The following is a 25,156-nucleotide window of genomic DNA, read 5'->3' on the forward strand; positions in this document are numbered from 1 at the left end:
ACGAACCATGGAACACGACACTGACGCGCAGATTACGGATGCACAGCGCGCCGCGTTGCGACTCGCGAACGTCGACGAGGCGACGCGAAACGCGGCGCTTGAGTCGATCGCGGCGGCGATTCGCGAGCGAGAGGCGGCGATCCTCGACGCCAACGCCGAGGACGTCGCCGAGGCGGAGATGATGCTCGAACGCGGCGAGTACACGCAGGCGCTCGTCGACCGCCTGAAGCTCGACGAGACGAAGATAGAGAGCATCGCCGGCATGGTCGAGTCCGTCGCGGACCAGACGGACCCGCTCGGAGAGACCCTCTCGGCCCGGGAGCTCGACGACGACCTCGAGCTGTACCGGGTTGCGGTCCCCATCGGCGTGGTCGCGACCGTCTTCGAGTCGCGGCCGGACGCGCTCGTCCAGATCGCCGCGCTCGCGTTGAAATCCGGCAACGCCGTCATCCTCAAAGGCGGCAGCGAGGCCAGCGAGTCCAACCGCGTCCTCTACGAGATCATTCGCGAAGCGACCGCCGAGGTCGAGCTCTCGGCTGGCACCGCCGCGACCGATGGATCGACCGGTGGTACTGCCGACCGCGACGCGGACGCGGCCACAGCAGGGATACCCGATGGCTGGGCGCAGCTCATCGAGGCACACGAGGCGGTCGACCGGCTGCTCGAGCGTGACGATGCGGTCGACCTCGTGATGCCCCGGGGCTCCTCGGAGTTCGTCTCGTACATCCAGGACAACACCCAGATCCCCGTGTTGGGCCACACGGAAGGGGTGTGTCACGTGTTCGTCGACCGGGAGGCCGACCTGTCGATGGCGTCGGACGTCGCCGTCGACGCGAAAGTCCAGTATCCCGCGGTGTGTAACGCGGTGGAGACGCTGCTCGTCGACGAGGCGATTGCGGAGTCGTTCCTGCCGGACGTCGTCGAGCGATACGAGGCCGCAGGTGTCGAGCTTCGCGGCGACGAGCGCACGCGCGAGATCGTCGATATCGACCCGGCGACCGAGGCGGACTGGCGGACGGAGTACGGCGACCTCGAGCTGTCGATCACGGTGGTCGACGACGTGTACGCGGCGGTCGAACACGTCAACGAGAACGGCTCGAAACACACGGAGTCGATCCTCACCGAGAACCCGGCGACCGCCGAAACGTTCATGACCGGCGTCGACGCGGCAAGCGTGTTCCACAACGCCTCGACGCGGTTCGCGGACGGCTACCGCTACGGGCTCGGCGCGGAGGTCGGCATCTCGACCGGCAAGATCCATGCCCGCGGCCCGGTCGGACTGGAGGGGCTCACGACGTACAAGTACTATCTGGAGGGAGACGGCCAGCTCGTCGCCACCTACGCCGGCGAGGACGCCAAACCGTACACGCACCGCGAGTTCGACGGCGAATGGACGCCGGGTCGGCTCTCGAAGCGGTAGCCCCGCGTTTTTCGATCGGTCGGCTGCCGGTGGCGGTCACCCCGCCCATCCGGCGTGGATATCCTGGGCGATCCGCACGCGCCACGTGGTGAACTGCTCGTCACACTCCGGGTTCTCGTCGACGTGATCCATGAACCCCGCACCGGCCGACGCGAGCGTCGCGCCGCAGAACGGACACTGCTCCGGATCGATATCTTGCTCGGTGAACTGCATACCGGGTAGTTGGATAGCAAGACAAAGATACACCGCACAGTGATGCCTCTCGTCCTTACCGAAGTTCTCTCCCACCCAGAATTGACTGGAGCTGTTCAGGTGGATCAAGTCCTCGTCGTTTCCACGTCGCCAACATCGTTGTTATTGTCTCGTGAATCTGGACCCCTTCTGCCGAACGCAGGGTCCGAAACATCTTCCGAAGGACTACTTGCTCGCGCAGAGCCCGCTCTGCGCGATTATTCGTTGAATCAACACCCCGTTCGGTCACGAACGTCAGCCAGTGACCCAAGCCATTGCTGATCTTCTTGATCAGCTGCTGAACCTCTTGGGCCTCGTAACCTTCCCTCACCAGGCCCTCCAAGTGTAAGGATGCTTCCGCCCGCTTCTGCTCGCGGGCGGAAGCGGACGGATCTCCTTCGACGAACGTCGTTAGATCGTCGTGGAGTGCGTGCAACTCTTCAGACAGCCGCTCTGCTTCCTCGTACCGTTCAGCGACGTACTCAGCCTCCCGCAACAGGTGCGCCCAGCACCGCTGCAGTTTCGTGTGATAACTCGAATACGCCGACCAGCCGTCACAACTGAGCGTCGAGTCCTCGGCGAATTCCTCGCCGAGGACGTCTTCTAAGACTCCACTTCCTCGGCTTTCATCAACCCAAAACAGCACTTCGTCATCAGTGACGAACGTCCACGCCCAGTGTTGTTCTCCATCGACCGGAAAGCCTGTTTCATCGCAGTAGACGACCTCACTCTCCCGAATCTTCTCTTTGACATCCTCGTAAGCGGGTCGCAGACCGGCTGCGACCCGCTTAGTCAAGTTGTAGATCGTCCGGTGAGAGATCGGAAGGTCGAAGTCCCAGTCAAACAGCTCGGCCTGTTTCCGGTTCGGCAGTCGTTGATGGAACCGACCGAGAGCGGTTTGGGCCATGATATTTGGCCCAAACCGCCCCTTTTCGGGACAGTCAGGATGCTCAGCAACAACCTCGTTACCACAAGAACAGTGGTGTTTACCGAGCTTGTACTCGGTAACAGTGGTTGGAACAGGAAGCGGTACGTCAATAATAGTCCGTGAAACGTAGCTATCAGGGCTAGAGAGGATTTGCTCACAGTCTGGACAGAATCCCTGATCAACGAGGATCGTCTCTTCTGGTTCAGGTGCTGTTCGAGTTGTTCCCTCGTGACCTTCGCTGCGTCCAGGCGATGAGTCGCTGGCGGCGTCAGAGTCGCCGCCAGCGTCGTCTTCATCAGGTTCTTGGTCTTCGTCCTCGGTTTGGTCGTCATCGCCTGATGAATTAGCCGCACCACCCTGTCTACTGGGTGGTGTGTTTGGATTTTCGTACTGCTTGAGGCGAGCCTCAAGCTGTTCGATCTTCTGTTGTTGTGCAGTAATCTGGCGTCGCAGCAGCTGGTTCTCAAGCTTCTTGACTACGAGCTGCTGGCGGAGTAGCGAACTGTCGTCGGTGCGGATCACGGAATCTGTCGATTCCGTTGATCCGCGACTCCCCAGCGACACAGTAATTCAGCAGTAGTGAACGATCTATGAGACTGCTACGAAATCGTCTCGACATGGAACTGCTATCCAACTACCATACCGGTTCATGCGGCTCGGAGAGTATAAAAACTTCGAGCGGTCGATTTTCGTGGATAATAGTGGTAAAACAGTGGGTGTACTTCGATTGAACTCGGTTGTATGATCAGGAATATTCTCAATATCGTATATAAAAGAAATATTATCTACGATTTCGAAGATCGAGGCCGTATACGTGCTGGCGTGTCGATCGCGGCGATTTATGCGTGATCGACGACGACGGGAACCATGAGCGACGAGGGAGAACGCGTCCTCGACGACGAGTTGTGCGTGGCCGCCTGCGAGCGATGCCCGGCGCTCGTCGACTCGCGGAGTCGGATCGTCAACGGCGTCGGCCCGGTCGACGCCGATCTGCTGTTCGTCGGGGAGGGGCCCGGCGCGACGGAGGACGAACGGGGCGAGCCGTTCGTCGGACGATCCGGAGACGTGCTCGACGAGGCGCTCCGCGACGCCGGCCTCGCCCGGTCGGACGTGCGGATCACGAACTGCGTGCGGTGCCGACCGCCGGAGAACCGCGACCCGAGCGCCGAGGAGCTCGCGAACTGTCGCGGCTATCTCGACGCCGAGATCGACCGCCTCGATCCCGAACTCGTCGTCACGCTCGGAAAGGTGCCGAGCGAACACCTCCTCGACCGGTCGGTGGGAATCACCGGCGAGTCCGGCGAGGTCGTCGATGCGCGGATCGCCGGCACGCCACGACGCGTGTTGCTGTCGGTCCATCCGGCGGCGACGCTGTACGACCGGAGCCAGCGCGAGGGGTTTTTCGAGACGATCGCCCGGGCCGCCGAGCTGGCGGGCGTCACCGAGGGATCGGACGGCCAGTCGCGGCTCGGGGAGTTCTGAGCGGGACCGGGCCGCGACGGCTCTCGGAGACCCGGCTCGATAGGTCCGTACAGACGGAGGGACACGGGTTCGTGCTTCGCTTCCGCTCGTACTGAAAAATCATTGAAGACGGGGCGTGAGCGGCTTCTACCCAACGGATATATAGCAAACATAGAAACGACTTTACTATACGAGAAAGACAAAACGCATATGTCCGACAACAGGTGGTCGACGGATCGGCGAACGTTCATCAAAACGTCCGGAGCGGTCGGCGTCGCTGGACTCGCGGGCTGTGCCGGGGACGACGGCGGTGACGACGCCGGCGGTGACGACGCCGGCGGTGACGACGGGACGACGACGGGCGAGACCGACGGCGTGACCGAAGTCACGTGGGTGATGAACCCCGCGGAGGAGGAGATCGACATTCAGGTGCAGTACACCCCCCTCTTCGAGTATATCGAGTCCGAACTCGACGTGGAGATCGTCGGTCAGCCCACGGCGGACTACTCCGCGACCGTCGCGGAGCTTCAGCGTGCCGAGGAGGATGACCGGGTCCTCGCCGATACGTCGCCCGGCGCGGTCGCACAGGTCCCCAACGAGATCGACGTCACCGGAATGCGCGTCGCGTTCGGCGCCGAGCAGTACTTCTCGCTCATCACGACGACGCCTGACAGCGGTATCGAGTCGCTGAGCGACCTTGAGGGCGAGATCGTCGCGTCCGGCGCGCCAACCTCCGTTTCGGGGACGCTGTTCCCCCTTCTGATGCTCAGCAACGCCGGCCTTGACATCGGCGGCGCGCCCGGTACCAGCCCGGAAGACTTCGAGCTACGGACGTCGGACCACACGACGGCGCGCGAACAGATGGTCGCGGACGACTCGATCGCCGCCGCGGCGACCGGCGCCTTCTCCACGGGCCCGCACGTGCCGGCCGAGCAGTTCCAGGAGATGTCCCAGGATTACGTCGATATCTCGGCGGAGTATCCGGACGCCGGATCGCGTGAGCCAGAACTGCAGCTGCTCGGCGTCTCCGACCCGATCCCGCGCGCGCCGATCGTGGACAATGCGGCGTGGAACGAGCCGCTCAAGGACGACATCCGCGAGACCATGATTAACGCGCCGGACGAGGCGTTCCAGCACGATTCCCAGGCGGACATCGCGGAGGCGCTCAACATCGACCCCGCCCTGCTCGAGATGGACGAGGAGGAGCTCTCCGACGCCGAACGCGACGACGTCGAGCTCGTTCAGGACCACGAGCTCTGGTTCAGCGGCGTCGTCGAGGCGAGCCATGAGGACTACGATCCGGTCGTCGAACTCGGCCAGTCGCTCGGGCTCGACTGGGGCGACCTATAAAGGGCTCAAACGCTTTCTCCCTTCATGAGCTACATCGAAGTAGACGGCGTTACGAAACGATTCGGCGACGTCGTGGCACTCGACGACGTGTCGTTCGAGGTCCCGGCCGGCGAGTTCGTGATCGTCCTCGGCGTCTCCGGCTCCGGCAAGTCGACGCTCCTTCGGACGATGAGCGGGCTGCTCTCGCCGACGGAGGGCGAGATCCGCGTCGACGGCACGCCGATGGAAGCTCCCCGGCCCGAAGTCGCGATGATCTTTCAACAGCACAACATCATTGGGGACATGTCCGCCTACTCGAACGCCCTTTCGGGCGGGATCAACCAGTTCGGATTTCTCTCCAGCGTTCTCCAGCTCCAAGACGAGTCGGAGAAACACCGCGCGCTGGACGCGCTGGATACCGTCGGGCTGCTGGACGAGGCCGAGCAGAAGGCTCGCCGGATGAGCGGCGGCCAACAACAGCGCGTCGGGATCGCCCGGGCGCTGGTGCAGCGTCCGAACGTGCTGCTCGCGGACGAGCCGGTCGCGAGCCTCGATCCCGGGAGCGCGCAGGACGTGATGGGGTATCTTCGGAGCGCGTCCGAGCAACGAGATCTGACGACCTTCTGTAGCCTCCATCAGGTCAACATCGCGCGGAAGTTCGGGCATCGATTCATCGGTCTCCGAAACGGACAGAAGGTGTTCGACGGCTACCGCGACGATCTGACGATCGAGGTGATCGACGAGCTGTACGGCGACATCGACACGGAGGGGATGTTTGTGCGTCAGCAGGACACCGACGGTGCCGCCGAGGACGTAGCCACGACATGATGAACACTGAGCTGATCTACACGTGACAACGGGCACGACCGACACCGACGATCCACACGATCCCGAGTCGAGGTCCGCCGAGGCGGACGCCCCGGATCGGATCGCCGAACAGTTCGAGAACATCAAGCGGACCCGCCGCCGCCGGGCAGTCGGCTGGTTCGGCCTCCTCGTGTTCCTCGCGTTCGCGACGCTCCAGGCGTTCGCCGCGACTGAGCTTCTCGAGCCCGATGCCCGGCTCGGGACGTTCCTCGATTCGCTGAACGAGTTTTTCCCGATCACCTTCTACTTCGACGTCATCCCGTTCCTTGATTTCGGCGCGTACATCGACTTCATCCGGCAGGCGAACCTGCTGTACGACCCCGAGGTCGGCAGCCTCCTGTTCCAGTGGCCGCCGAGCGCGACCGACGCCTACGCCTTCTTTTTCACCGAACTTGGGATATTTCAGGTCTTCGGCGAGGCCGGGATCACGCTCGCGATGGGATTCGTCGGGACGGTGGTCGGCTTCCCGTTCGCGCTGTTGTTCGGGACGCTCGGCTCCGGCCGAGTCACCCCGTTCCCGTTCAACTTCATCTTCCGGGGGACGATGTCGTTCATCCGGGCGGTCCCGGCGATCGTCTGGACGCTCATCTTCATTCCGTTCCTTGGGCTCGGCCCGGCCTCCGCGGCGCTGGCGATCGCGTTCGACACGATCGGCAACCTCGGACGGCTGTTCGTCGACGAGCTCGAAGAGATCGAGGAGGGGCCGGTCGAGGCGATGCGGACGACGGGGGCTAGCAAGCCGCAGATCGTGTTCTTCGGCATGTTGAGCCAGGTCCGTACCGCGTTCATTGCGTGGACGCTGTACGTCCTCGAGATCAACGTCCGGATCGCCGTCACCGTCGGGGTCATCGGCGCTGGCGGGCTCGGTTTCGTCGTGACGTCCCAGCAGAACCTGCTGCAGTTCACGAACATGATGGCGACGCTGATATCGATCTTCATCCTCATCATCTCCGTCGAACTGTTCAGCCAGCGGCTCCGATCGCGGCTCCGCGCCGACGACGTGGAGATGGGCCTGTGGGAGCTCGTCGTCGGCTTCCCGCGCCGTATGGCCGACTCAGCGCTGAAGTGACGAACGCGGGCCGCCGACAGCCTTTATTTTTTGACGACCGTTCACCGACCTACGGGAAGGGAAACCGACTTCTCGCTGCCGGCCCGAACGTGGGTCATGAGCACTTTCGAGCCGCCGGCGGAGACGATCGCGAATATCGTTCTCGTCGACTACGGCCTCGGTAACTTACGCTCCGCGACTCGCGGATTAGAACGGGCCGGCGCGAGCGTCGAGATCACCGACGATCCCGAATCGTTCGCCGCCGCCGACGGCGTCGTCCTCCCGGGTGTCGGCGCGTTCCGCGAGGGGATGGAGAACGCGGGTCCGATCCGCGAGGCGCTTACCGACCACGCAAACGCGGGACGGCCGCTGTTCGGGATCTGTCTCGGGATGCAGATGCTTCTCACGACGAGCGAGGAGGCGGACCACGAGGGGGAAGGCGACGTGACCGGTCTCGACTTGATCCCGGGCACCAACGTCCGGTTCGAGGTCGACCGCAAGGTGCCACACATGGGGTGGAACGAGCTGTCGGTCACGCGTGATCACCCCCTGGTCACGGGTGTCGACGGAGCGGGGCCAAACACCCCGCAGGGGGACGGCCCCACTGGCGGGTCCGTCGACGGCGAGTACGCGTACTTCGTCCACTCGTACTACGCCGAGCCCGACGACCCGAACGCCGTCGTCGCGACGGCCGACTACGGCGTGGAGTTCCCGGCAGTCGTCGCCAACGACGTCGGCAACGTGTTCGGAACCCAGTTCCACCCGGAAAAAAGCGGTGAGACCGGGCTCCGCATCCTCCGTAACTTCGTCGAGTACTGCGCCCAGCGATAACTCCCCGGACGGATCGAGTACCGTGAACGGCTCGCTCGACGGCGGTCGGCCATTCGCATCGTCTCGGATGCTTCGGTGACCGCTTCCGGAACGCTTGAGGCTATTCGACGGAAACGCCGCGTGTGTCACGGAGACGGCTGTTCGGGTCGCTTTGCGGACTCATCTCGGGCGATCTGGCCGACCGGCTCCCACACGTGCCGTACATCCTGGGTATCGTGACGCTTTTTTCCGTCAGCGTCGTCGTCGTCGCCGCCTCCGGACTCGTCACGGTTGTCATCGCGTCGATCCTCGTCGGATTCGTCGTCCACATGCTGTTTCCCGCAATGGACACGTCTCTGCTCGGCTCGCTACCGGACGATTCGCGCGCGTCTGCGTACGCCGTCTTTTCCGCCGGGCAGATGGCGATGCAGGCCAGCGGCTCGTGGATCGTCGGCGAAGCCGTCGAGGCCGGCGTGGCGTACGACACGGTGTTTCTCACGTCGGCCGCCGGACTCGGTCTCCTTGTGGCAGTCTGTGCGGTTCTCCATCGAGCCGGCCGAATTCCCGGTTGAAAAGCTGTAAGTAACTCCCCCGGAAATCACCGCGTATGCGTGACACCGTCCGACCCGTGGTGGCTGCAGTCCTCGCGGTCGTACTGCCGGGGCTCGGGCACCTCCTCTTGCGCCGGTGGGGACGGGCGATACTGTGGCACGCCACGATCGTCGGCGGCACCGTGCTGTTGTACGTGCTGTACGACGTGGAGCCGGTCGATCCGCTGGCCGATCCGAACGCGTTCGCCGCCGCTGTTCCGCCGGAGGTGTCGATTCCGGTCGCGTTCCTCGTCGGACTCTCGGCGGTCGACGCCTACCTCGTCGGGCGCGAGGAGGTCACGGCGGAGCGGACGCGCCCGGACGACGGCTCGTTCGCGAGAGGACGTGACGGTCCGGCGGCTGCCCGTGACCCCGACTCGATCCCAACCGACGCGGCATCAGCCGCCACCGACGCGGAGTCGGCCGCCACCGACGCGGAGTCGGCCGCCCGCGCCGCAGTCGATGTCGAGGACCGTGACGGTCGGCCGCCGGAGGTCCAGTGTCCGAGCTGCGGCCGCAAGACGGACGCCGAGATCGACTTCTGTCACTGGTGTACCGAGCCGCTGCCGTGGGCCGACGAGGAGTAGCTGCTTTTCAGCGCTGATAACTGCGGCCGAATGCTCATATACGGTGTCCGAGACGCATTTGGTACGGACGCGAACGACGGACGGAACATGAGTCTGCATCCACGACGATACGACGTGCGGGAGCTGCGGTCGCTCGCGGGACAGCCGCGGGCGGCCGCCGACGGAGCGCCTCGGGAGCGGACGCTCCGACAGCCGAACCGCAGCCGGGCGGAGCACGCGGCTCGCTCGGCGGCGTTCACGGAACTTCTCCAGCGTCAGCGAGGCCTGCGGCAGGCCACCGACGGCGATCGGCCCTCTCTCATCGATGGCGATCGGCCCTATCTCACCGAGATACCGGCCACGCCGGACGCGGAACACGAGATCGGCGAGTGGCTCGGCTATCTCGTCGACGTCGGCGGCCATCTTCGGAGCCGAGACGCGCTGTCGTACTACACCGAGCTGGGATGGATCGCGCCGGACGTCGCCGACGTGCTCGAACGTCGACTGCACGGCTTCGAGTCTCCGCGCCACGACCGGCCGTTCATCCCGGCCGACCACCGGATCAGTCTCGTCTCCCTCGTCCGACTCGTTTCGTGTGCGAGTGACCATGAGCGACGATGAATCCACTGAGATCGACGGCACCGACACCCCGACCGCGGTCGGCGTGAAACTTGGCAGCACCAGAACCGTTCTCGACTTACCGGACGAGCGAGACGACCGGGAGCGTCACTCGACGCTCACCTGTCTGGCGACGTACGAGGATGCGATCACCGGCGAGGAGCGCGTCCTCTTCGGGAACGAGGCCGCGACCGAGTACCCGGACACGGTCCGGTTCATGCTCCGGTCGGGTCTTCCCGAAAGCGACGAGAGCGTCGCTGACGCGACGCGCTTTTTCGAGGCGCTCCTCGACGCGTACGACGTCCCCGCCGACAGCGCGGTCGTCTACGCCGTCCCAACGATCGACAACGAGGTCGGCGTCCGGAACCTCGAATCGGTGATCGAGGAGTCCCCGATCGGCGAGGCCGCCGTCCGGAGCTTCCCGGAGTCGCTTTGCGGAGCGATCCCGGCGTACGGTGACGGTCTCGACGCGATCGACGAGGTGTTCGTCTCCGTCAACATGGGGTCGACGACGTTGGAGGCATGCGCGTACCGCCGCGGCGAGCAGCTCACCCCGTTCTCGACCGGCTCCGTCACGGGCAACGAGGTCGACAGACGGATCGTCGCTGCCGTCGAGGAGGAGACGCAGGGCCGGGTCCACATCGACCGCACCACGGCCCGCGAGTACAAGGAGCAACACGCCGACATCGACGAGTTCGAGCCGTTCACGGACGTGGTCCAGCAGCCGGGTGGCGGGAGCCACGAGTTCACCGTCGATCGTGGCGTTCGGGAGCCGGTCGACCGCTACATCGACGACGTCGTCGACGCGGTCGCCAACGAGTTCCTCCCGGAGCTCGCGAACGACCACATGAAACCGTACCAGCTCGCGTTAGGCCGCCCGATCGTCGTCACCGGCGGCATGGCGTGTATTCCGGGTCTGGTCGAGGAGTTCGAGACGCGACTGAGCGAGACGCTCGACCGCGACGTGGCAGTCGTCGCTCCCGACGATCCTGCCGAGGCCGCCGCCGAGGGCGCGGCACGCATCGCCGAGCGACTGGTGTGACCGCTCACGGACGCGCGGTGACCGGCAGCTCCTGCTAGACGTCGAACAGCTCTTCCGCGTCGTTGATCTGTCGCCGGTAGATTCCGCGTCCTTTGAGCCGCGGGACCGAGTGGGTGTGCAGCCGCTCGTCCGCCCGGTCGTACACGAGCGGGAACACGTTCGTTCGCTGCTCGGCGACGGTGTACGATGTTGCCGTCTCGACGAACTGGTCGTCCGGATCGGGAGCCGTGAACACGACGTAGCCGATCGGCGTCGTGGACTCGCGTGACGGCGCTACCCGATCGAGTAGCACCTCCCGGAACCGGTCCGCCATGTCGACGACGTCTGCCGGATCGGTGCCGGCCGCGTCGACGATCGTCGCGAGCACGTACACGTCGCCGAACGTCGGGTCCTCGTCCCGAGCCGCCCACACCGGATCGAACCCGTCGGTCCACTCGTCGACGACCTCGAACCCGTGTTCGCGACGGTTCGAAACGACGGCGTCCTGATAGCGTCGATGATCCATGGACCGTCTCCGTGTTCTATGATTAAAAGTGATGGAGGTCGTTCGGCGCTAGCTGGAGGTCGTTCGGCGCTAGCTGGAGGTCGTTCGGCGATACGTGCAGCGACGCCGTGCGGTCGTCGCCTCGAGTTCGACAACCGCTCACCTCGTCCCGTTCGTCACTAGTGCATACAGCCGGCGGTCGACCGGCTCGACTCCGAGGCTAACGAGCGTCACGACGTACAACGTGAGGCCGATGACAGCTCCGAGCAGGAGCCCCGTCGTCGGTCCGGTCCACGACCGGATCACCCACACCCCGAGACCTGCGACCGCCGCGGCGACGGCGGGCTTATAAATTCGCCGAGAGTACGGCTGCATCCGCTCGTAGCGCCACAGTTCGGCGAGTTTCACCAGATTGCGTACGGCGAGGACGCTCGCGGTCGCCAGTGCCGCACCGACGATGCCGTATCGAAGAATGAACGCGTAGTTCAACACGACGTTTACGAGGCCGAAAACCCATTCGTTGGCCATCACCACGTACTGATGATCGGTCATCATCAGCAGCTCGCCGCTGGGTCCAGTCGCGGCGTTCCACAGCTGTGCGAGGACGAACAGCGTCAACACGGTCGTTCCGGCGGTAAACTCCGGTCCGAAAAGCAACAGCAGTTCACGACGCAGGATGACGAGGACGACTGCAAGCGCAAGACTCGCGCTCAGGATCCACCGAGTCACTGCCGTGTACACGGCGGCCAGCTCGTCTCGATCGTTTTGCGAGTACAGCCGCGAGGCGACGGGAGCGAACAGCTGGTTCGCGGCCAGCAATGGTACGTACAGCACGCCCGCGACGAGCACGGCGACGTTGTATATCCCGACGGCGGCCGAAGAGAGAAACAGTCCGACCATCAGCACGTCGACTCGACTCTGCATCACGGTCCCCACCTCTTTCGCGGTGAGCGGTAGCGAGTAGCCGTAGTACTCCCGAACGGTTCTCCGCGTCGCATACGGGGAGCGAAGCGTCGGCCGGATCGATGTCCGCGTCACGAACACGTAGCCGGCGACACTCAGGCTGACGACGCCGGCGGCGAGCATCGCCAGGACGACGCCGTACACTGACGCCCCGGCCGCGAGCGCGATGGCGACGGCGAGCACCCGCAACAGCGGTTTCAGCACGCGACGGGTGGCCACCTCGTACTCGATGACTTCGAGTGCCCGAAACGTCGCGTACAGCAACCGTGCGACCGTATCGACGAACAGAACCGCCGCGAACAGTCGGAGTACGCCGACGAACCCGGGTTCATCGAGCGTGAGTGCGGCGATCGACGGAGCGAACACGAACAGGCTCCCGGCGACTGCGAGCCCTCCAGCGACCGAGGTGATCCACGCAAGACCGAGGAGGAATCGTCGTTTCGACGGCGACGTCTCGTATTGCGGGAGGTACCGCACGATCGACGTGTCCGATCCCAGATTCGTCAACAACAGGGCGGTGAACGCCAGCGTCTTTCCGTACGCGAACATCCCGTACGCACCCGCACCGAGGATTCGCGAAACGAGCAGATGCAACAGGAACTCGCCGGCATCGGAGACGACCTTCCCGATCGTGTACAGCGACCCGCCGCGAGCGATCGTCGCGAGGGAACGGATCCGCGAATCGCCGTCGTCGCTCCCCATACCCCATCCACGCAATGCGCACACATTCGTGTTGTTATCGACTGGGAGCGTGGCTCCGACTCCCTTCGACCGACCCTCCCCGAAAGGGACGAACGCGGAGGCGGACTGTCGACAGAGTATTACGATCTGAGACGAACATCGAGTGATGCTCACGATCGACCTCGACGACTTCATTGTCGAGTTGAAGGACGGAACGGTCAAACACGTCGGTGCGTCGACGACGACCGCGGAAGCGAAGCTCTACGACGTGACCGACGCCAGCGCGCGAGCGTTCGGCGATCAGGTCAAGTTCGCTTTCGAGGACGACGAGGGAAACGCCGTGGAGGTGGCTCTCGACGGTTCGGAAGTCGCATCTCTCGTTACGGATCTCAACGAACTGGAGTGACGCGTCACATCCTCCTCGAGGTTCACACCGTGAACGGAGGGACCTCGGCTGTAGGCAAGATCTCAGGCGAGCACGCTCGTGGCTGACAGCAGGAGGATGATGACGAGCGTGTACGCCACCACTGGAAGCAGATTTATCCTGATGACTACACCTTCCTTGCCGACGAGGCCGACCGTGGCCAGCGCAGCGATCACGTTGTGGATGGAGATCGCGTTCCCCATCGCTCCCGCAGCCGCCTGTGCAGCGACGACGTGAGTTCGGTCGAGACCGATATCACCGGCCAGCTCGTACTGCATGGCGGTGAACGTGACGTTCGACACCATGACGGAGCCGGTCACGAACGTCCCGACGACGCCGATCGGAGCTACCACGACCGTATACATTCCATCGAGCGCCCCGCCGACCCCATCAGCGAGAGCGAGCATCATGCTCTTGTTACCGGGGGCTCCCGGGAACTGGCCCGAATGGAGCAGAATGCCGACCGTACCGATGATACACACGAGCGCTACGGCGGGACCCGCTGTAGTCTCGCCGGCTTCCCGCCATGCCTGCTTGACTTCGGCGCGGGAGAGTCCGTACAGCGGAATCGTGGCGAGCGCGGTGACGATGAGCCACGTCCCCGGCGCGTATGCCCATCTGACACTGTTCGTGATACTCGTTGCAAATATTCCGGTCCATGTCGGAGCGAGCACCTCAACATCAGTGAGAACCGTCCCGATCGGGGTGAAGTCGCGCGTCCCCACAAGCAGCACGACGAGGAGGAGGTACGGTACCCATGCTCGTGCGAGAGAGATCGGCGCTCCACCGTCAGTTATCACTCCCGATCCGGCGCCGGAGCCCGCCGACTGCTTCACGTCAGTCGCGTTCGTCCACGTCTCCGGCCACTCGTTCGCTTCCGGGAGTCGCCATTCGTCTTCCGGGAGCAACAGGCCGCGCTTGAGCACCGCAGCCGTCACGCCTCCACCGACCATCGGCGCGATAATGGAGGGCAACTCCGGACCAACGAACGTAGCGGTCACTGCGAACGGAATGATGAACGCCGCTCCGGCGAACACCGCGAGCGGAACGACGGGCCGTACCGCTGCAATCGACCGATCGGAAACATCCCCGAAAAAGTAGACGAGCATCGAGACGGTAACCAACGGCATGAGGAGTCCGGGAAGGAGGTGGTAGGCGGCAATGACACCGCTGACATCCGCGGCGAACACTGCCGCCTCGGATGCGGAAACCCCATCGACCGATTCGACGGCGTCGGTCACGCCCGGCTGGATCGGGACTCCGACAGCACCAAACGTCGTTGCGATCGCGTGCCCGAGAAGCGCGACGACGACAGCTGCTAGGGCCGGAAATCCGAGAGCGACTAACAACGGTGCAACGATCGCCGCGGGGGTACCAAACCCCGCAACTCCCGTCAAGAACGTCGTGAGAAAGAAACCGACGAGAACCGTCTGCACTCGATGGTCGTTGCTGATCGTGGCGAACCCTTCGGTGATCCGTGCTATTGCGCCTGCCTGCTTGAGCGTATATAGCAACACTAGTGCGCCGAACACGATCCAGAGAATCTCGATTGCCAGCAGCACTCCCCACGTCGTCGCCGCCGCAATCCATCGGACCGGAAGCTGCCAGACCGTCGCCGCCACGAGTGCGGCCGTCACCCAGGCAACCGGCATCGCTTTCGTCGCCGGCCAGAGAGCCCCGACAAGCAACGCTCCCGCGATAGCAAGCGGAAGCGCCGCCGCAACCGCCAACAACGGCTCACTCATCACTACCTCCTCCGACACGAATTCTCCGACCAATTGTTCGGTAGTGAAACGGAGCAGCTATCCCGTTTGAGTAACTAAAAAAAGTTTCTATAATGTACAAAAACCTGGTTATGTTGTTGCTCATGGTTACATTACGTGCGAAGCATTCAAGTATATTTCTGTAATGTAAAACCGAAATTTTTGGATAAAACACGATATTCACTCATTATTCGGAACAAAAACGACTGATTTGCCGCGGTGATAGGGTAACGGCGTGTCAGCTGCCGATACGCCGCGTTCCGCGCTCCGGACTCACTGCGACTCGCCCCGCGCCAGCAGCCGCTCGGCGAGCTCGTCGATCTCGGCTTGGATCGTGGTTACCGCCTCGATCTCCGTCCGGTTGTACGTCCGCTTGCTCACGTCGGTGTGTCTCGGGACGATGTCGTGGGCGTCCATCGAGCGCTCGGCGAGACGGGTCGCGATCGCGGAGCCGTCGTACTCGGGGAGCGACAGCCGGGAAACGACGGCCTTCGAGAGGCTCGACTTTCCGCCCGAGGCGATGTCGCGGAGCGCCGCCTGATACACGGCGGAGTTGAGCAGCCCGCAGAGGAAATGCGCCTCGTGTTCGCTGTCCGTCGAAACGAACATGAGATGATCCCCGGGGACGACCGTTTTCTCGCCGAGATCCGCATCCTCGACGCTGCTGACGACCGCGAAATGCGGTTTGAACCCGAGACGGCACCAGACGACCTTGTACTCCGACCAGGTGTACTCGCCGACCCCGAACACGTTGTAAAACGTTCCCTGCTTCAGCCACGTCGACGAGCGATCCTCGAGCGTCCGTCTGTTCGACTCGAGGTAGTCGTACGTCCTCGGGCAGGCTCGTCGGAGCTCGGACTCGTTGTCCTCGTTCGCCTTCCGGATCGGGACGAGATGCAGATCGTAGCCGAACAGGCCGTACTTCACCACGTGCTTGGATCTGAGATACGGATAGATGTGGTCGCGTTCCAGCTCCTCGAGCTGCGCTCGATCGATGCTGTACACGCTTTTGGCGTCGTCTTTCACGCCGTGTCGGATCTCCTGTTCACACTCGCCCAGCGCCCGGTTTCTGGCGTCCTTCCTGATCCACGCGGAGGATGGGTCGTCCTCATCGACGGGGATCACGCCGGTGGTCTCGTGTGCTATCGTGTTCCGCATCGCGCCGATCGTCGAGAAGTCGGGCGTGCGGCCCGCGTTCGTCCACGAGTCGACCGCGATCGGAAACGCGGGCTCGCTGTCGGCGTCGAACGTGTAGACGGCGGCGTTCACGGCTGCATCCCCGCCGAAGGGTCGTAATCCGTTGAGGTCGTGGATCTGCCGTACTGCGACCGGACGCCCGTTCACCCGTTGGCTGCGGAGCAGCTTCCCGGCCGGCCCCGTCATCACGTCCCGCTTCAGGACGAAGCTGGCGTCACCCTCCTCGGCAAGATACCGGTGCATACAGACCCAGACGAACGGCACCGACACGTCGTCGTTGGCGTGGCCCAGCCGCCGTTCGGCGCCGCGGTGTGGGAGCAGATCCAACTCCGTCGCGTACGTGTTGCGCCATGCGTCTCGAACCGACTCGGAGAGGTTTCCCCAGGTGATCCACGGGGGGTTCCCGACCAGATGGTCGACGGTACGGTCGAGCTCGTCGCCGCCGAATCGGAGCCGATGCGTCCCGGTAAGCTCGAGGGCGTCGGCCAGAAACACCGGCAGCTCCACCGCGTCGACATCGGACGCATCGAGGAGTGGACCCAACGTGAGAAGATACTGCAGCTTCGCGCTTTTGACCGCCACGGGGTTCAGGTCGATGCCGTACACCGTCTTCGTGATGGCGTCGACGAGCGCGTCCGGCGAGCGAGCATCGCGCAATGCCTCCCGCTTCGCCTCGATACACGCGGCGAGAAAGACCCCCGAGCCACAGCCCGGGTCGAGAAACGTCTCTTGTCCGTAGTCGTGGACCTCGAGTTCAGCCACGGCGAGTTCTGCCACGCCACGTGGGGTGTAGTACTGCCCGAGCTGGCGGCGCAGCCCGTCGGAGACGACGCTCTCGTGAAGCCGTCTGAGGAACGCGGCGTCCACCTCCACCAGCGGACGCGCCCCGATCGACTCCGCGACCGTCCGGTCGACCCGGTCCGTATCGATGATCGACTCGTGGAGCGAGCCGAACTCGAACGAGAGCGCGTCGGTGTTTGCCGTCGCCTCCCGGTTGACGAGGCGACATCCGAACGACCGCTCGGCGAACTCGATGAACCGATCGACGACCAGGTCGTAGTAGAGCGTCTCGATGAACAGCCGTTCGCGCGGGTTTTCGACGTCGACCTCCTCGAACACGTCTCCGTGATGCGTGATCACGAACTGCACCCACTCCTCGTGGGCCGCCTGCAGCGTCTCGCTGGACGCCAGCTCCGTGGCCGCGTTCGACGTGTATCGGTCATATAAGTGACTCCCCGTTCCCCACGTGCTGCGGAGCGATGTGTGGTCTGGCATAGGAACCGTCAGTGGTCGGTACCGTGTTTCTCGCCGCTTGTCTTGTAAAGATGGTACGAGACGAACGGCGACGATACGCGCCGTCGTCGGTACCGCCGGTGCTCAACGCTCGGAGTTGGACCGCGCGCGCTCTGAGCTGGACCGCACGCGCTCTGAGTTGGACCGTGTGCGCTCGGACTCGGACCGCCCGTTCGCCCGTGCGCTCGCGACGATCGCCTGTCCGTACGCGATACCGGCGTCGCCCGGAGGGACTCGCGTGGGCGCGATGAACTGCAGGCCGGCGCGCTCGACCGTCTCCCGAACCCGTCGCGAGATAGCCTCGTTGTACGCCACGCCGCCGGTGACGCCGACCGCCGGCACGTCGCGGTCCGACGCCATCCGCACCGCGACCGTCGCTACCCCCTCGGCGAGAGCCGCTTGCGCGGTCGCGGCGACGGTCTCGCTCGAGCGCGTCTCATGGAGCCGATCCAGCCGGCGGAGCAATCGCGGCGTATCGATCACGGTCGTCCCGTCGCGGGTAGTGTACGGCACCGATAGCTCGCCCGGTTCGTCGGCGGGGGCTCCACGCTCGTGGCCGATTTCGACGGGGTCGGACGTGGCGGCCGCCGCCTCGAGGCGGATCGCTGGCTCACCCTGATAGCGACGTTCCGTGCAGACGTTCAACAGTGCGCTTGTTGCATCGAGATATCGCCCGGCGCTCGTGGTTTCGGGAGCGTTAACGCCCGCCTCGACGCTCTCTCGAACGGTCGCCGCCTCGGTCCGGGACAGCCCGGCTCGCTCGGCGAGCAGTCGATCGACTCTGTCGTCGTCCTCCAGCACTCCCGCAAGGATGCGCGCGGGTCGTCGAACGGCCGCCTCGCCGCCCGGGAGTCGGACGGAGCCGAGCCCGCCAACTCGCTCGAACGATCCACGTGTTGCGTCGAGGATCTCCCCACCCCAGATCGTCTCGTCGGGTCCGTATCCGGTTCCGTCGATGGTGATCACGATCCCGCGGTCTCGGTCGTGTTCCCCGAGCAACCCCGCCGCGTGAGCGTGGTGGTGTTGGACCCGGATCGGCGTCGTCGGGTCGACATCGTCCACCGAGCCGACCCCATCCGTCGACGTCGCCGTCTCGCCGCCTCGGTCGACGCTCCGGTCGGCGTAGGCGTCGGCCAGCTTCGAGGTGAGAAACTCGGGGTGGAGATCGCAGGCGACGAGCTCGGGATCCGCTCCGAACAGCTCGGTCAGGTGTCTCACGGTCGATTGGAGGAACCGTTCGGTCTCCGGCCCGTCGACGTCGCCGAGATGTTGTGACACGAGTACTTCGTCGTCGCGTGCGATCGCGACCGTGTTGTCGAACTCCGCCCCGAACGCGAGCACCGTCGGTCCCGTCGTTCGACGCGGTAACGGCCGCGGAACCCAGCCGCGGGACCGTCGAACGAACCGCCGGGTCCCGTCGACGACGCGGACGACGCTGTCATCACACCGGGCGGCGATCTCCCGGTCGTGGACGAGCGCGGCGTCTATCACGCCGTCGAGGCTCTCGTAGATCGCGTCGACGGTGAGCGCCATCGGCTCTCCGGGACGGTTCGCGCTCGTCATCACCAGCGGCTCCTCGAGCCGCTCGAAAAGCAGGTGGTGTAATCCGGCGTACGGCAACATCACGCCGACGGTGTGGAGCCCGGGTGCGACCGTCTCCAGCCACGCGGGTCGATCTTCGGGGTCGGTCGCGGTCTCGAGGACGACGATCGGTCGTCGCACGTCCGACAGCAACGTTCGTTCCTCGTCGCCGACGCGTGCGAACCGCTCGACCGCCTCGACCGACTCGGCCATCAGAGCGAACGGCTTCCCCGGTCGGTCGGTGCGTTCGCGGAGCCGCGTGACCGCTGCCGTGTCGGTCGCGAGGCAGGCCAGGTGGGTTCCGCCGATGCCACGGACCGCGAGAATCTCCCCGTCGGTGAGGCGTCTGCTCGCCTCGGCGATCGCGTCCTCGCCCTCGGTTCGCGCCTCACGATCACGATCCAGCAACGAGAGGGATGGTCCACAGTCGGGACAGGCGATCGTCTGGGCGTGGTATCGCCGGTCGGTGGGGTCGGTGTACTCCTCGTGACACGCTTTACACAACGGGAACTCCGCCATGGTCGTCCGCGGACGATCGTACGGTAGTGCCTCGATGACGGTGTATCGCGGGCCGCAGTCGACACACGAGGTCGCCCAGTAGCCGTGATATCGCGACTCGGCGTCGTGGAGATCCGCGAGACACGCGTCACAGATTCCGGTGTCCGGGGGGATCGTGCCCGACCCTCCGTCATCGTCCGTGGACGCCGCTATCTCGAACGACCCTCGGTGTTCGGCCGCGATGGACTCTCGCCGTTCGATCTCGATCGACTCGACGACTGAAAGCGGCGGCGGCCGCTCCCGCAGCTCCGTCAGAAACGCGTCGACGGCGTCCTCGGGTCCCTCGAGGACGATATCGACGCCGGCGTCGCCGGTGTTCCGGACCGATCCGCCGAGGTCGTGGGCGGTCGCCCGGCGGTAGACGAACGGTCGGAACCCCACCGCCTGCACCACGCCGGTGACCGTCAGCTCCACCCGGATCACGTCGTCGTGTTCGGTTACAGCGTCCGTCATGTGTCGTGGTGTCCGCGCTCGTCGTCGAGCGCGGCGGCCAGTGGACCGACGCCAGCGCCGTTTTTCGCGTCGGTCTCGAACACCGCCGTCTCCGGGGCGATCGTCTCCACGTCCGACCGGATCCGATCGACATCGGTGCCGACCGCCTCCGCCACGTCGACTTTGTTTATCACGACCGCGTCGGCCGTCTGGACCAACATCGGATGTTTCCGGACGACGTCGTCGCCTTCGGTCGTGCTGACGACGAGCACTCGCTGGTTCGCCCCGAGCGGAAAGTCGGCCGGACAGACCATGTTCCCGACGTTCTCCAGATACAGCGTGTCGAGTTCGTCGAGATCGAAGGCGTCGATCGCCTCCGAAACGAGCGTCGGATCGAGGTGACACTCCTTGCCCGTGTTGACGTTCTCGACTTGGACGCCCCGCTCGCGAAGCCGCAATGCGTCGTCCTCGCCGGCGACGTCGCCGACGATCGCGCCGATCGTCTCGTCGTCCGGCGACCGCTCGATCAGCCGCTCGATCAGCATCGTCTTGCCGCCGCCGGTCGACCCGGCGAACTCGACGCAGTGGACGCCGTGGTCGTGGGCAAGCGTTTCATGGAGCTCCCCGGCCCGCTCGCGTACCGCGGCGAGCACGTCGGCCTCGACGTCGCTCGCGGCGTCGTCGTGACCGTGGTCGTGATCGTGTCCGAACCGGTGGAGACGGAGCGGACCGATCGCGACGTCGACGACGTCACGGAGCAGATCGGCTGTCTCGAGCGGCCTGTCCAGCGTCCGTACCAGCGTGCCGTTCGTGTGGTAGGTCATCGTTCGTGGTGAGTTAGTCGTTCGTCCGGAATCTCGACCGCGGCGAGCCGGCACTCGCGTCCGCTGATCAGCTCGGTTCGATCGCCACACTCCGGACACCGCACGTCCGGGGCGTACACCATCGCCGACTCCAGCGCCTCCGGCTCACCCTCCCAGCCGCAGTCACATCTGCCGCGCGGCGCGGTTTGCTCGATATCGACGGTCGCTTCGGCCGCGGCGGTCCCGTCGGTTGCCGTCTCGACACAGAACCGAAGCTGGTCGGGGTTGACGTGGGTCGCCGCGCCGAGTTCGACGGTGAGTCGGTCGACCGTCTCCGCGCCGCGTGTCTCGGCGGCCTCGAGCGCGCGTTCGACGATCCCCATCGCGATGCTGAGTTCGTGCATGGTGTCTCCTTTCGCGTTCGGTCGGCCAGTCAGCAGATCCGCGGCAGCGCCTCCCCGGCGGGTTCGCTCAGGTACCGCCGTCCGAAGCCGGTGTCCAGGACGACCCGTCCCGTGTTCTCCTCGGTCGCTCGTCCGACGATCGCCGCGTCCGATCCGAGCGGGTGGCTGCGTATCGCCTCGAGCACCGCCTCGTCGTCGGCCGGGTCGACGCCGAGAACGACCTTGCCCTCGTTGGCGACCGACAGCGGATCGATGCCGAGCACCTCCCCGGCGGAGGCGATCGCGTCGTCGACCGGGATCGCCCGCTCCTCGATCTCGATGCCGGCGGCCGCCTTCTCCGCCATCTCGTTGAGCGTCGTCGCCAGTCCGCCGCGGGTCGGGTCCTTCATCGCGGTCACTCGCCCGGCGTCGACCGCCGCCGCCACGAGATCGTTTACCGGTGCGACGTCGCTTTCCAGCTCGCCGCCGAAATCGAACCCCTCGCGTTCGGACAGCAGCGCGATCCCGTGGTCGCCGACCGTTCCGGAGACGACGATCGCATCCCCCGGCGAGAGTCCGGCGTCCGTCACGACCGCCTCGGGATCGATCGCGCCGATCCCGGTGGTGTTGATCACCGGACCGTCGAGCTCCCCGTTACCCATCACCTTGGTGTCGCCGGTCGTGATCGCGACGCCGGCGTCCTCGCAGGCCTCCCGCATCGACTCCAGTATCTCCTCCAGCTCCGCCGTCGGCGTTCCCGCCTCGACCACCAGCGAGCAGGTGAGCGCCAGTGGCTCCGTCGCACCCATCACCGCGAGGTCGTTGACCGTTCCCGCAACCGACAGGCGGCCGATGTCGCCGCCGGGGAACACGGGCGGGCTCACCACGTGGCTGTCGGTCGTGAGCACGATCGACGCGTCGCCCATCGCCAGCGGGTGTGCCGACCCGTCGTCCAGATCCGGCAGCCCGACGGCTCCCGGCTTCGCGGCTTCCGTCGCGTCGCTCGTCGCGTCTCCGAATCGCGAGACGGCAAGCTTATCGACCAGCTCTCGCATCGCCTCGCCGCCCGCGCCGTGCGCGAGGGTTACGACCTCTCCGTCCTCCGCGACCGTGTCCGGCTCCGCTCGCTCGGCCGTCGCGTCGTTTCGGGTCATCTCAGAGATCGGGCCTCCCGCCGTACTCGAGCCATATCTTGCAGGTGCCTTCGCTGCTCACCATACACGCACCGACCGGATTCGACGGCGTACACTCCTCGCCGAACAGCTCGCACTCGTCCGGGTCGGCCGTCCCGGCCATGATATCCCCGCAGAGGCACTGCTCCGTCAGGGGGTCGGCCGCCCCGACGTCCGGATCGATCGCGAACCGCTCGCGGGCGTCGTGCTCGGCGTACGCCTCGCGCAGCTCGAGGTTCGCGTCGGGGATGTCGGCGATCCCACGCCACTCGCCGGCGGTGGTCTCGAACACCTCCCACATCGTCTCCAGCGCGGCGGTGTTACCCTCCTCGGTGACACACCGCGGATAGGCGTTCTCCAGCCCTGCTCTCCCGTCTCGAACGTGTTCGAGGAGTCGCTCGACGCCGAGCAGAACGTCGAGCGGTTCGAACCCGCCGACGACGACCGGAATCTCGTGTTCGTCGACGAACTCGTCGAACAGTCCGTAGCCGGTGATCGTCGCCGCGTGTCCCGCCGCGAGAAAGCCGTCGATATCCGTCTCCGGGAGCTCTGCGACGACTTCCATCGCTGGTGGGACGTACTTGTGCGCCGACAGCACGGAGACGTTCGCCGGCGGGCCGGCGGCGAGGATCGCGGCGGTCGGCGCGGCGGTCGTCTCGAAGCCGGTCGCGAAGAAGACGACCTCCCGGTCGGGGTGCTCCTCGGCGAGTTCGACCGCCTCGCTGGCGGAGTAGACGATCTCGACGTCCGCGCCTGCCGCGCTCGCGTCCGCGAGACTCCGCTTCGTTCCCGGGACCCGATACATGTCTCCGTACGTCGCCACGATCGCGCCGTCCTCCGCCAGTGCGACCGCCTCGTCGACCTCCGGCATGTTCGTGACACAGACCGGACAGCCCGGCCCCATCCGCACCGTGAGCCCGTCCGGTAGCATGCTTCGCAAGCCGAACTTCGCGATCGCCTGCTCGTGGGAGCCACAGACGTGCATCAGGCTCACGGGCTCGTCGACTTCGGCCATCAGCTCCTCGATCCGGTCGGCGATCTCCCGGGCTGCGTCGGGGTCACGGAACTGCAGGGTCGCCTCACTCGCCATCGGTCAGTCCCTCCGTTTCGTCGCGGTGTTCCGGCCGCTCCGCTCGGTCCCGGTGTTCCGGCCGCTCCGCTCGGTCCCGGTGTTCCGGCCGCTCCGCTCGGTCCCGGTGTTCCGATCCTCGCTGCCGGGGTTCCGTCTCGGGCCCTCGCCGCCGATCTCCCGGATCGGAAGTGACGGTCGCCGAGCTCGTTCCGTCCATCGCGGCCGGTCGCTCGCCGAACTCGAGCGTCGCGTCCGTCGCACCGATCTCTTCGAGCGCCTCGTCCTCGTCGCCCTCGAGGAACGATTCGTAGATCGCCATCGTTTCCTCGACTTCCTCCTCGGGGATCTTGCGGATCGCGAACCCCGCGTGGTTCAACACGTAATCACCCTCCTCGACGGTGTCGCCGACGATGTCGAGCCGGACGGTTTTCTCCACGTTCCAGAACTCAGCGCGAGCCTCGTGGCCGTCGATCTCCAGGATCTCTCCGGGGATTCCCAGACACATCAGTCGATCACCTCCGAGTCGGTCGTTTCGTCTCCGTGGCCCACGTCATCGAGGGTACCGCGCCCTGACTCGTCGTCTTCCTCCCCGCTTTTCAGCACCGTCACGTTGTGTGGGTCGTTCCCGATCAGTCGATCGGGCTGTAGCTGACCCTTGACGTGGTGGTCCCGCGCCTCGTGATCATCGATCTCGTCGCTACTGATCCGCGTCTCGCAGTCCGTGCAGTACCATTCTGATTTCATGGGTCTCTCACCTCTCGTGTGGTCGGTGTCTGGGTGTCGTCATGGGGTCGTTCTGTGTCGATCGCTGACTTCTCGCCCGGCTGGACCGCTGACTTCTCGTCGAGCCCGACCGTCGTTTCGTCGTCCGGATCGAACGCAGACAGCTCATCCGGGGCGATAGCCGGCTCGTAGCTCGCGATCCGGTCGAGAATCTCCGGAATCGCCTCCCGTACCGGGTCGGTGAGCTCGAGCCCCGTGTTCAACGATCCGGGTTCGACGCCGATGATTCGAACGTCGTCGGGCAGCTCGTAGACGTCACGTGCGAAGGTGAGCGCCTCGGTGAAGGAGACGTCGTGCATCGTCACCTGCGGCACCTCATCATCGAACCCGCCGTCTTTGAACCGGTACTCCCGGATCGTTCCCGGCTCTTTGCCCGTCCGTATCGCGTCGACGACGATCGCCCGATCGCAGCCGCTCAGCGCTTCGAGCGCGAAGAATCCGGTCGTCCCCGCATCGTAGAGACGAACCGTTTCGGACGGTGCGTCAAGCGACCGCTCGAGGACGTCGATCACGCGCGGCCCGACGCCGTCATCCCGCAGCAGTCGGTTGCCGACGCCGACGACCGCGGCCTCCGGGTCGCTCTCCTCGTCCGCCCGTAGACGTTCCGCGGTCGCGTCGTCGGACCGGTCCGTCGTCGTCATCTGTGGCTCCACGTTC

Annotated in this window: 25 protein-coding genes; 11 read left to right on the forward strand and 14 right to left on the reverse strand. The window is 65.1% G+C overall.

Translation table 11 applies throughout. The features are described 5' to 3' along the window. Positions 1-7 precede the first annotated feature (7 nt). Complete coding sequence (locus tag ACYQ0R_RS00690) at positions 8-1,420, forward strand: glutamate-5-semialdehyde dehydrogenase (RefSeq protein ID WP_459820403.1); 1,413 nt, start codon at positions 8-10, stop codon at positions 1,418-1,420. 36 nt (positions 1,421-1,456) lie between these two features. On the opposite strand, the gene ACYQ0R_RS00695 is transcribed toward ACYQ0R_RS00690, so the two are convergent. Both ACYQ0R_RS00695 and tnpC read right to left on the reverse strand, forming a co-directional pair. Then, positions 1,457-1,633, reverse strand: coding sequence for a DUF7501 family protein (locus ACYQ0R_RS00695; RefSeq protein ID WP_459820404.1), 177 nt, complete (start codon positions 1,631-1,633; stop codon positions 1,457-1,459). A gap of 55 nt (positions 1,634-1,688) precedes the next feature. Next, positions 1,689-3,143, reverse strand: a complete 1,455-nt coding sequence (gene tnpC, locus ACYQ0R_RS00700) for an IS66 family transposase (protein ID WP_459820405.1) — start codon at positions 3,141-3,143, stop codon at positions 1,689-1,691. 303 nt (positions 3,144-3,446) lie between these two features. Between tnpC and ACYQ0R_RS00705 the strand changes: the two genes are divergently transcribed. The 9 genes from ACYQ0R_RS00705 (at position 3,447) to ACYQ0R_RS00745 (ending at position 10,910) form a co-directional block, all read left to right on the forward strand. After that, a complete protein-coding gene (locus ACYQ0R_RS00705) occupies positions 3,447-4,061 on the forward strand; it encodes a uracil-DNA glycosylase (RefSeq protein WP_459820407.1) in 615 nt (204 codons plus the stop codon). A 189-nt stretch (positions 4,062-4,250) separates the two neighbouring features. Continuing rightward, positions 4,251-5,390, forward strand: coding sequence for a PhnD/SsuA/transferrin family substrate-binding protein (locus ACYQ0R_RS00710; RefSeq protein ID WP_459820408.1), 1,140 nt, complete (start codon positions 4,251-4,253; stop codon positions 5,388-5,390). Positions 5,391-5,414: 24 nt separating this feature from the next. Next, on the forward strand, positions 5,415-6,197 hold the full coding sequence (locus ACYQ0R_RS00715; RefSeq protein ID WP_459820409.1) for a phosphonate ABC transporter ATP-binding protein: 783 nt from the start codon (positions 5,415-5,417) through the stop codon (positions 6,195-6,197). A 22-nt stretch (positions 6,198-6,219) separates the two neighbouring features. Next, positions 6,220-7,305 carry a phosphonate ABC transporter, permease protein PhnE gene (gene phnE / locus ACYQ0R_RS00720; protein WP_459820410.1) on the forward strand — a complete coding sequence of 362 codons (1,086 nt, stop codon included), beginning with the start codon at positions 6,220-6,222 and terminating at the stop codon, positions 7,303-7,305. Between the two features lie 96 nt (positions 7,306-7,401). Further along, the gene (gene hisH, locus ACYQ0R_RS00725) at positions 7,402-8,115 is read left to right on the forward strand and encodes an imidazole glycerol phosphate synthase subunit HisH (RefSeq protein ID WP_459820411.1); all 714 of its coding nucleotides are present in this window, start codon (positions 7,402-7,404) and stop codon (positions 8,113-8,115) included. A 122-nt stretch (positions 8,116-8,237) separates the two neighbouring features. Further along, complete coding sequence (locus ACYQ0R_RS00730) at positions 8,238-8,666, forward strand: MFS transporter (RefSeq protein ID WP_459820412.1); 429 nt, start codon at positions 8,238-8,240, stop codon at positions 8,664-8,666. 35 nt (positions 8,667-8,701) lie between these two features. After that, a complete protein-coding gene (locus ACYQ0R_RS00735) occupies positions 8,702-9,271 on the forward strand; it encodes a DUF7575 domain-containing protein (protein WP_459820413.1) in 570 nt (189 codons plus the stop codon). 87 nt (positions 9,272-9,358) lie between these two features. After that, complete coding sequence (locus tag ACYQ0R_RS00740) at positions 9,359-9,871, forward strand: FlaD/FlaE family flagellar protein (RefSeq protein WP_459820414.1); 513 nt, start codon at positions 9,359-9,361, stop codon at positions 9,869-9,871. Continuing rightward, complete coding sequence (locus tag ACYQ0R_RS00745; protein WP_459820415.1) at positions 9,858-10,910, forward strand: actin-like salactin; 1,053 nt, start codon at positions 9,858-9,860, stop codon at positions 10,908-10,910. The genes ACYQ0R_RS00740 and ACYQ0R_RS00745 overlap by 14 nt, the downstream gene beginning before the upstream one ends. 34 nt (positions 10,911-10,944) lie before the next feature. Here the strand turns inward: ACYQ0R_RS00745 and ACYQ0R_RS00750 are convergent, their stop codons facing one another. Then, complete coding sequence (locus ACYQ0R_RS00750) at positions 10,945-11,415, reverse strand: hypothetical protein (RefSeq protein ID WP_459820416.1); 471 nt, start codon at positions 11,413-11,415, stop codon at positions 10,945-10,947. Between the two features lie 138 nt (positions 11,416-11,553). Then, positions 11,554-13,059, reverse strand: coding sequence for a flippase (locus ACYQ0R_RS00755; RefSeq protein ID WP_459820417.1), 1,506 nt, complete (start codon positions 13,057-13,059; stop codon positions 11,554-11,556). Between the two features lie 145 nt (positions 13,060-13,204). Here ACYQ0R_RS00755 and ACYQ0R_RS00760 point away from each other — a divergent pair, with 145 nt between their 5' ends. Beyond that, positions 13,205-13,444, forward strand: a complete 240-nt coding sequence (locus tag ACYQ0R_RS00760) for a hypothetical protein (RefSeq protein ID WP_459820418.1) — start codon at positions 13,205-13,207, stop codon at positions 13,442-13,444. Positions 13,445-13,506: 62 nt separating this feature from the next. On the opposite strand, the gene ACYQ0R_RS00765 is transcribed toward ACYQ0R_RS00760, so the two are convergent. The 10 genes from ACYQ0R_RS00765 to ACYQ0R_RS00810 form a co-directional block, all read right to left on the reverse strand. Further along, positions 13,507-15,207: an L-lactate permease gene (locus ACYQ0R_RS00765; RefSeq protein ID WP_459820419.1), complete on the reverse strand. Its 1,701-nt coding sequence runs from the start codon at positions 15,205-15,207 to the stop codon at positions 13,507-13,509. Between the two features lie 291 nt (positions 15,208-15,498). Next, complete coding sequence (locus tag ACYQ0R_RS00770; protein ID WP_459820420.1) at positions 15,499-17,697, reverse strand: N-6 DNA methylase; 2,199 nt, start codon at positions 17,695-17,697, stop codon at positions 15,499-15,501. Between the two features lie 102 nt (positions 17,698-17,799). Further along, positions 17,800-20,307 (reverse strand): carbamoyltransferase HypF, encoded by a 2,508-nt coding sequence (gene hypF, locus ACYQ0R_RS00775; protein ID WP_459820421.1) that lies wholly within the window; start codon positions 20,305-20,307, stop codon positions 17,800-17,802. Next, positions 20,304-21,110 carry a hydrogenase nickel incorporation protein HypB gene (hypB, locus tag ACYQ0R_RS00780; RefSeq protein WP_459820422.1) on the reverse strand — a complete coding sequence of 269 codons (807 nt, stop codon included), beginning with the start codon at positions 21,108-21,110 and terminating at the stop codon, positions 20,304-20,306. The genes hypF and hypB overlap by 4 nt, the downstream gene beginning before the upstream one ends. Further along, positions 21,107-21,493 carry a hydrogenase maturation nickel metallochaperone HypA/HybF gene (locus ACYQ0R_RS00785; protein WP_459820423.1) on the reverse strand — a complete coding sequence of 129 codons (387 nt, stop codon included), beginning with the start codon at positions 21,491-21,493 and terminating at the stop codon, positions 21,107-21,109. The genes hypB and ACYQ0R_RS00785 overlap by 4 nt, the downstream gene beginning before the upstream one ends. A 29-nt stretch (positions 21,494-21,522) precedes the next feature. Then, positions 21,523-22,626 carry a hydrogenase expression/formation protein HypE gene (gene hypE / locus ACYQ0R_RS00790; protein ID WP_459820424.1) on the reverse strand — a complete coding sequence of 368 codons (1,104 nt, stop codon included), beginning with the start codon at positions 22,624-22,626 and terminating at the stop codon, positions 21,523-21,525. 1 nt (position 22,627) lies between these two features. Next, on the reverse strand, positions 22,628-23,734 hold the full coding sequence (hypD, locus tag ACYQ0R_RS00795) for a hydrogenase formation protein HypD (protein WP_459820425.1): 1,107 nt from the start codon (positions 23,732-23,734) through the stop codon (positions 22,628-22,630). Beyond that, positions 23,724-24,221, reverse strand: coding sequence for a HypC/HybG/HupF family hydrogenase formation chaperone (locus ACYQ0R_RS00800; protein WP_459820427.1), 498 nt, complete (start codon positions 24,219-24,221; stop codon positions 23,724-23,726). Before ACYQ0R_RS00800 ends, hypD begins: the two co-directional genes overlap by 11 nt. Beyond that, positions 24,221-24,460, reverse strand: a complete 240-nt coding sequence (locus ACYQ0R_RS00805; RefSeq protein WP_459820428.1) for a hypothetical protein — start codon at positions 24,458-24,460, stop codon at positions 24,221-24,223. The genes ACYQ0R_RS00800 and ACYQ0R_RS00805 overlap by 1 nt, the downstream gene beginning before the upstream one ends. Beyond that, a complete protein-coding gene (locus ACYQ0R_RS00810; RefSeq protein WP_459820429.1) occupies positions 24,457-25,140 on the reverse strand; it encodes a hydrogenase maturation protease in 684 nt (227 codons plus the stop codon). Before ACYQ0R_RS00810 ends, ACYQ0R_RS00805 begins: the two co-directional genes overlap by 4 nt. Positions 25,141-25,156: the final 16 nt, after the last annotated feature.

It is taken from the genome of Halorubrum luteum, from assembly GCF_054652935.1.

Bases quoted from the DNA above. Each gene is read 5' to 3' on its own strand.
- ACYQ0R_RS00690 (WP_459820403.1), top strand. From the start codon at position 8: ATGGAACACGACACTGACGCGCAGATTACGGATGCACAGCGCGCCGCG.
- ACYQ0R_RS00695 (WP_459820404.1), bottom strand. From the start codon at position 1,633: ATGCAGTTCACCGAGCAAGATATCGATCCGGAGCAGTGTCCGTTCTGC.
- ACYQ0R_RS00705 (WP_459820407.1), top strand. From the start codon at position 3,447: ATGAGCGACGAGGGAGAACGCGTCCTCGACGACGAGTTGTGCGTGGCC.
- ACYQ0R_RS00710 (WP_459820408.1), top strand. From the start codon at position 4,251: ATGTCCGACAACAGGTGGTCGACGGATCGGCGAACGTTCATCAAAACG.
- ACYQ0R_RS00715 (WP_459820409.1), top strand. From the start codon at position 5,415: ATGAGCTACATCGAAGTAGACGGCGTTACGAAACGATTCGGCGACGTC.
- hisH (WP_459820411.1), top strand. From the start codon at position 7,402: ATGAGCACTTTCGAGCCGCCGGCGGAGACGATCGCGAATATCGTTCTC.
- ACYQ0R_RS00735 (WP_459820413.1), top strand. From the start codon at position 8,702: ATGCGTGACACCGTCCGACCCGTGGTGGCTGCAGTCCTCGCGGTCGTA.
- ACYQ0R_RS00740 (WP_459820414.1), top strand. From the start codon at position 9,359: ATGAGTCTGCATCCACGACGATACGACGTGCGGGAGCTGCGGTCGCTC.
- ACYQ0R_RS00745 (WP_459820415.1), top strand. From the start codon at position 9,858: ATGAGCGACGATGAATCCACTGAGATCGACGGCACCGACACCCCGACC.
- ACYQ0R_RS00750 (WP_459820416.1), bottom strand. From the start codon at position 11,415: ATGGATCATCGACGCTATCAGGACGCCGTCGTTTCGAACCGTCGCGAA.
- ACYQ0R_RS00755 (WP_459820417.1), bottom strand. From the start codon at position 13,059: ATGGGGAGCGACGACGGCGATTCGCGGATCCGTTCCCTCGCGACGATC.
- ACYQ0R_RS00760 (WP_459820418.1), top strand. From the start codon at position 13,205: ATGCTCACGATCGACCTCGACGACTTCATTGTCGAGTTGAAGGACGGA.
- ACYQ0R_RS00765 (WP_459820419.1), bottom strand. From the start codon at position 15,207: ATGAGTGAGCCGTTGTTGGCGGTTGCGGCGGCGCTTCCGCTTGCTATC.
- ACYQ0R_RS00770 (WP_459820420.1), bottom strand. From the start codon at position 17,697: ATGCCAGACCACACATCGCTCCGCAGCACGTGGGGAACGGGGAGTCAC.
- hypF (WP_459820421.1), bottom strand. From the start codon at position 20,307: ATGACGGACGCTGTAACCGAACACGACGACGTGATCCGGGTGGAGCTG.
- hypB (WP_459820422.1), bottom strand. From the start codon at position 21,110: ATGACCTACCACACGAACGGCACGCTGGTACGGACGCTGGACAGGCCG.
- ACYQ0R_RS00785 (WP_459820423.1), bottom strand. From the start codon at position 21,493: ATGCACGAACTCAGCATCGCGATGGGGATCGTCGAACGCGCGCTCGAG.
- hypE (WP_459820424.1), bottom strand. From the start codon at position 22,626: ATGACCCGAAACGACGCGACGGCCGAGCGAGCGGAGCCGGACACGGTC.
- hypD (WP_459820425.1), bottom strand. From the start codon at position 23,734: ATGGCGAGTGAGGCGACCCTGCAGTTCCGTGACCCCGACGCAGCCCGG.
- ACYQ0R_RS00800 (WP_459820427.1), bottom strand. From the start codon at position 24,221: ATGTGTCTGGGAATCCCCGGAGAGATCCTGGAGATCGACGGCCACGAG.
- ACYQ0R_RS00805 (WP_459820428.1), bottom strand. From the start codon at position 24,460: ATGAAATCAGAATGGTACTGCACGGACTGCGAGACGCGGATCAGTAGC.
- ACYQ0R_RS00810 (WP_459820429.1), bottom strand. From the start codon at position 25,140: ATGACGACGACGGACCGGTCCGACGACGCGACCGCGGAACGTCTACGG.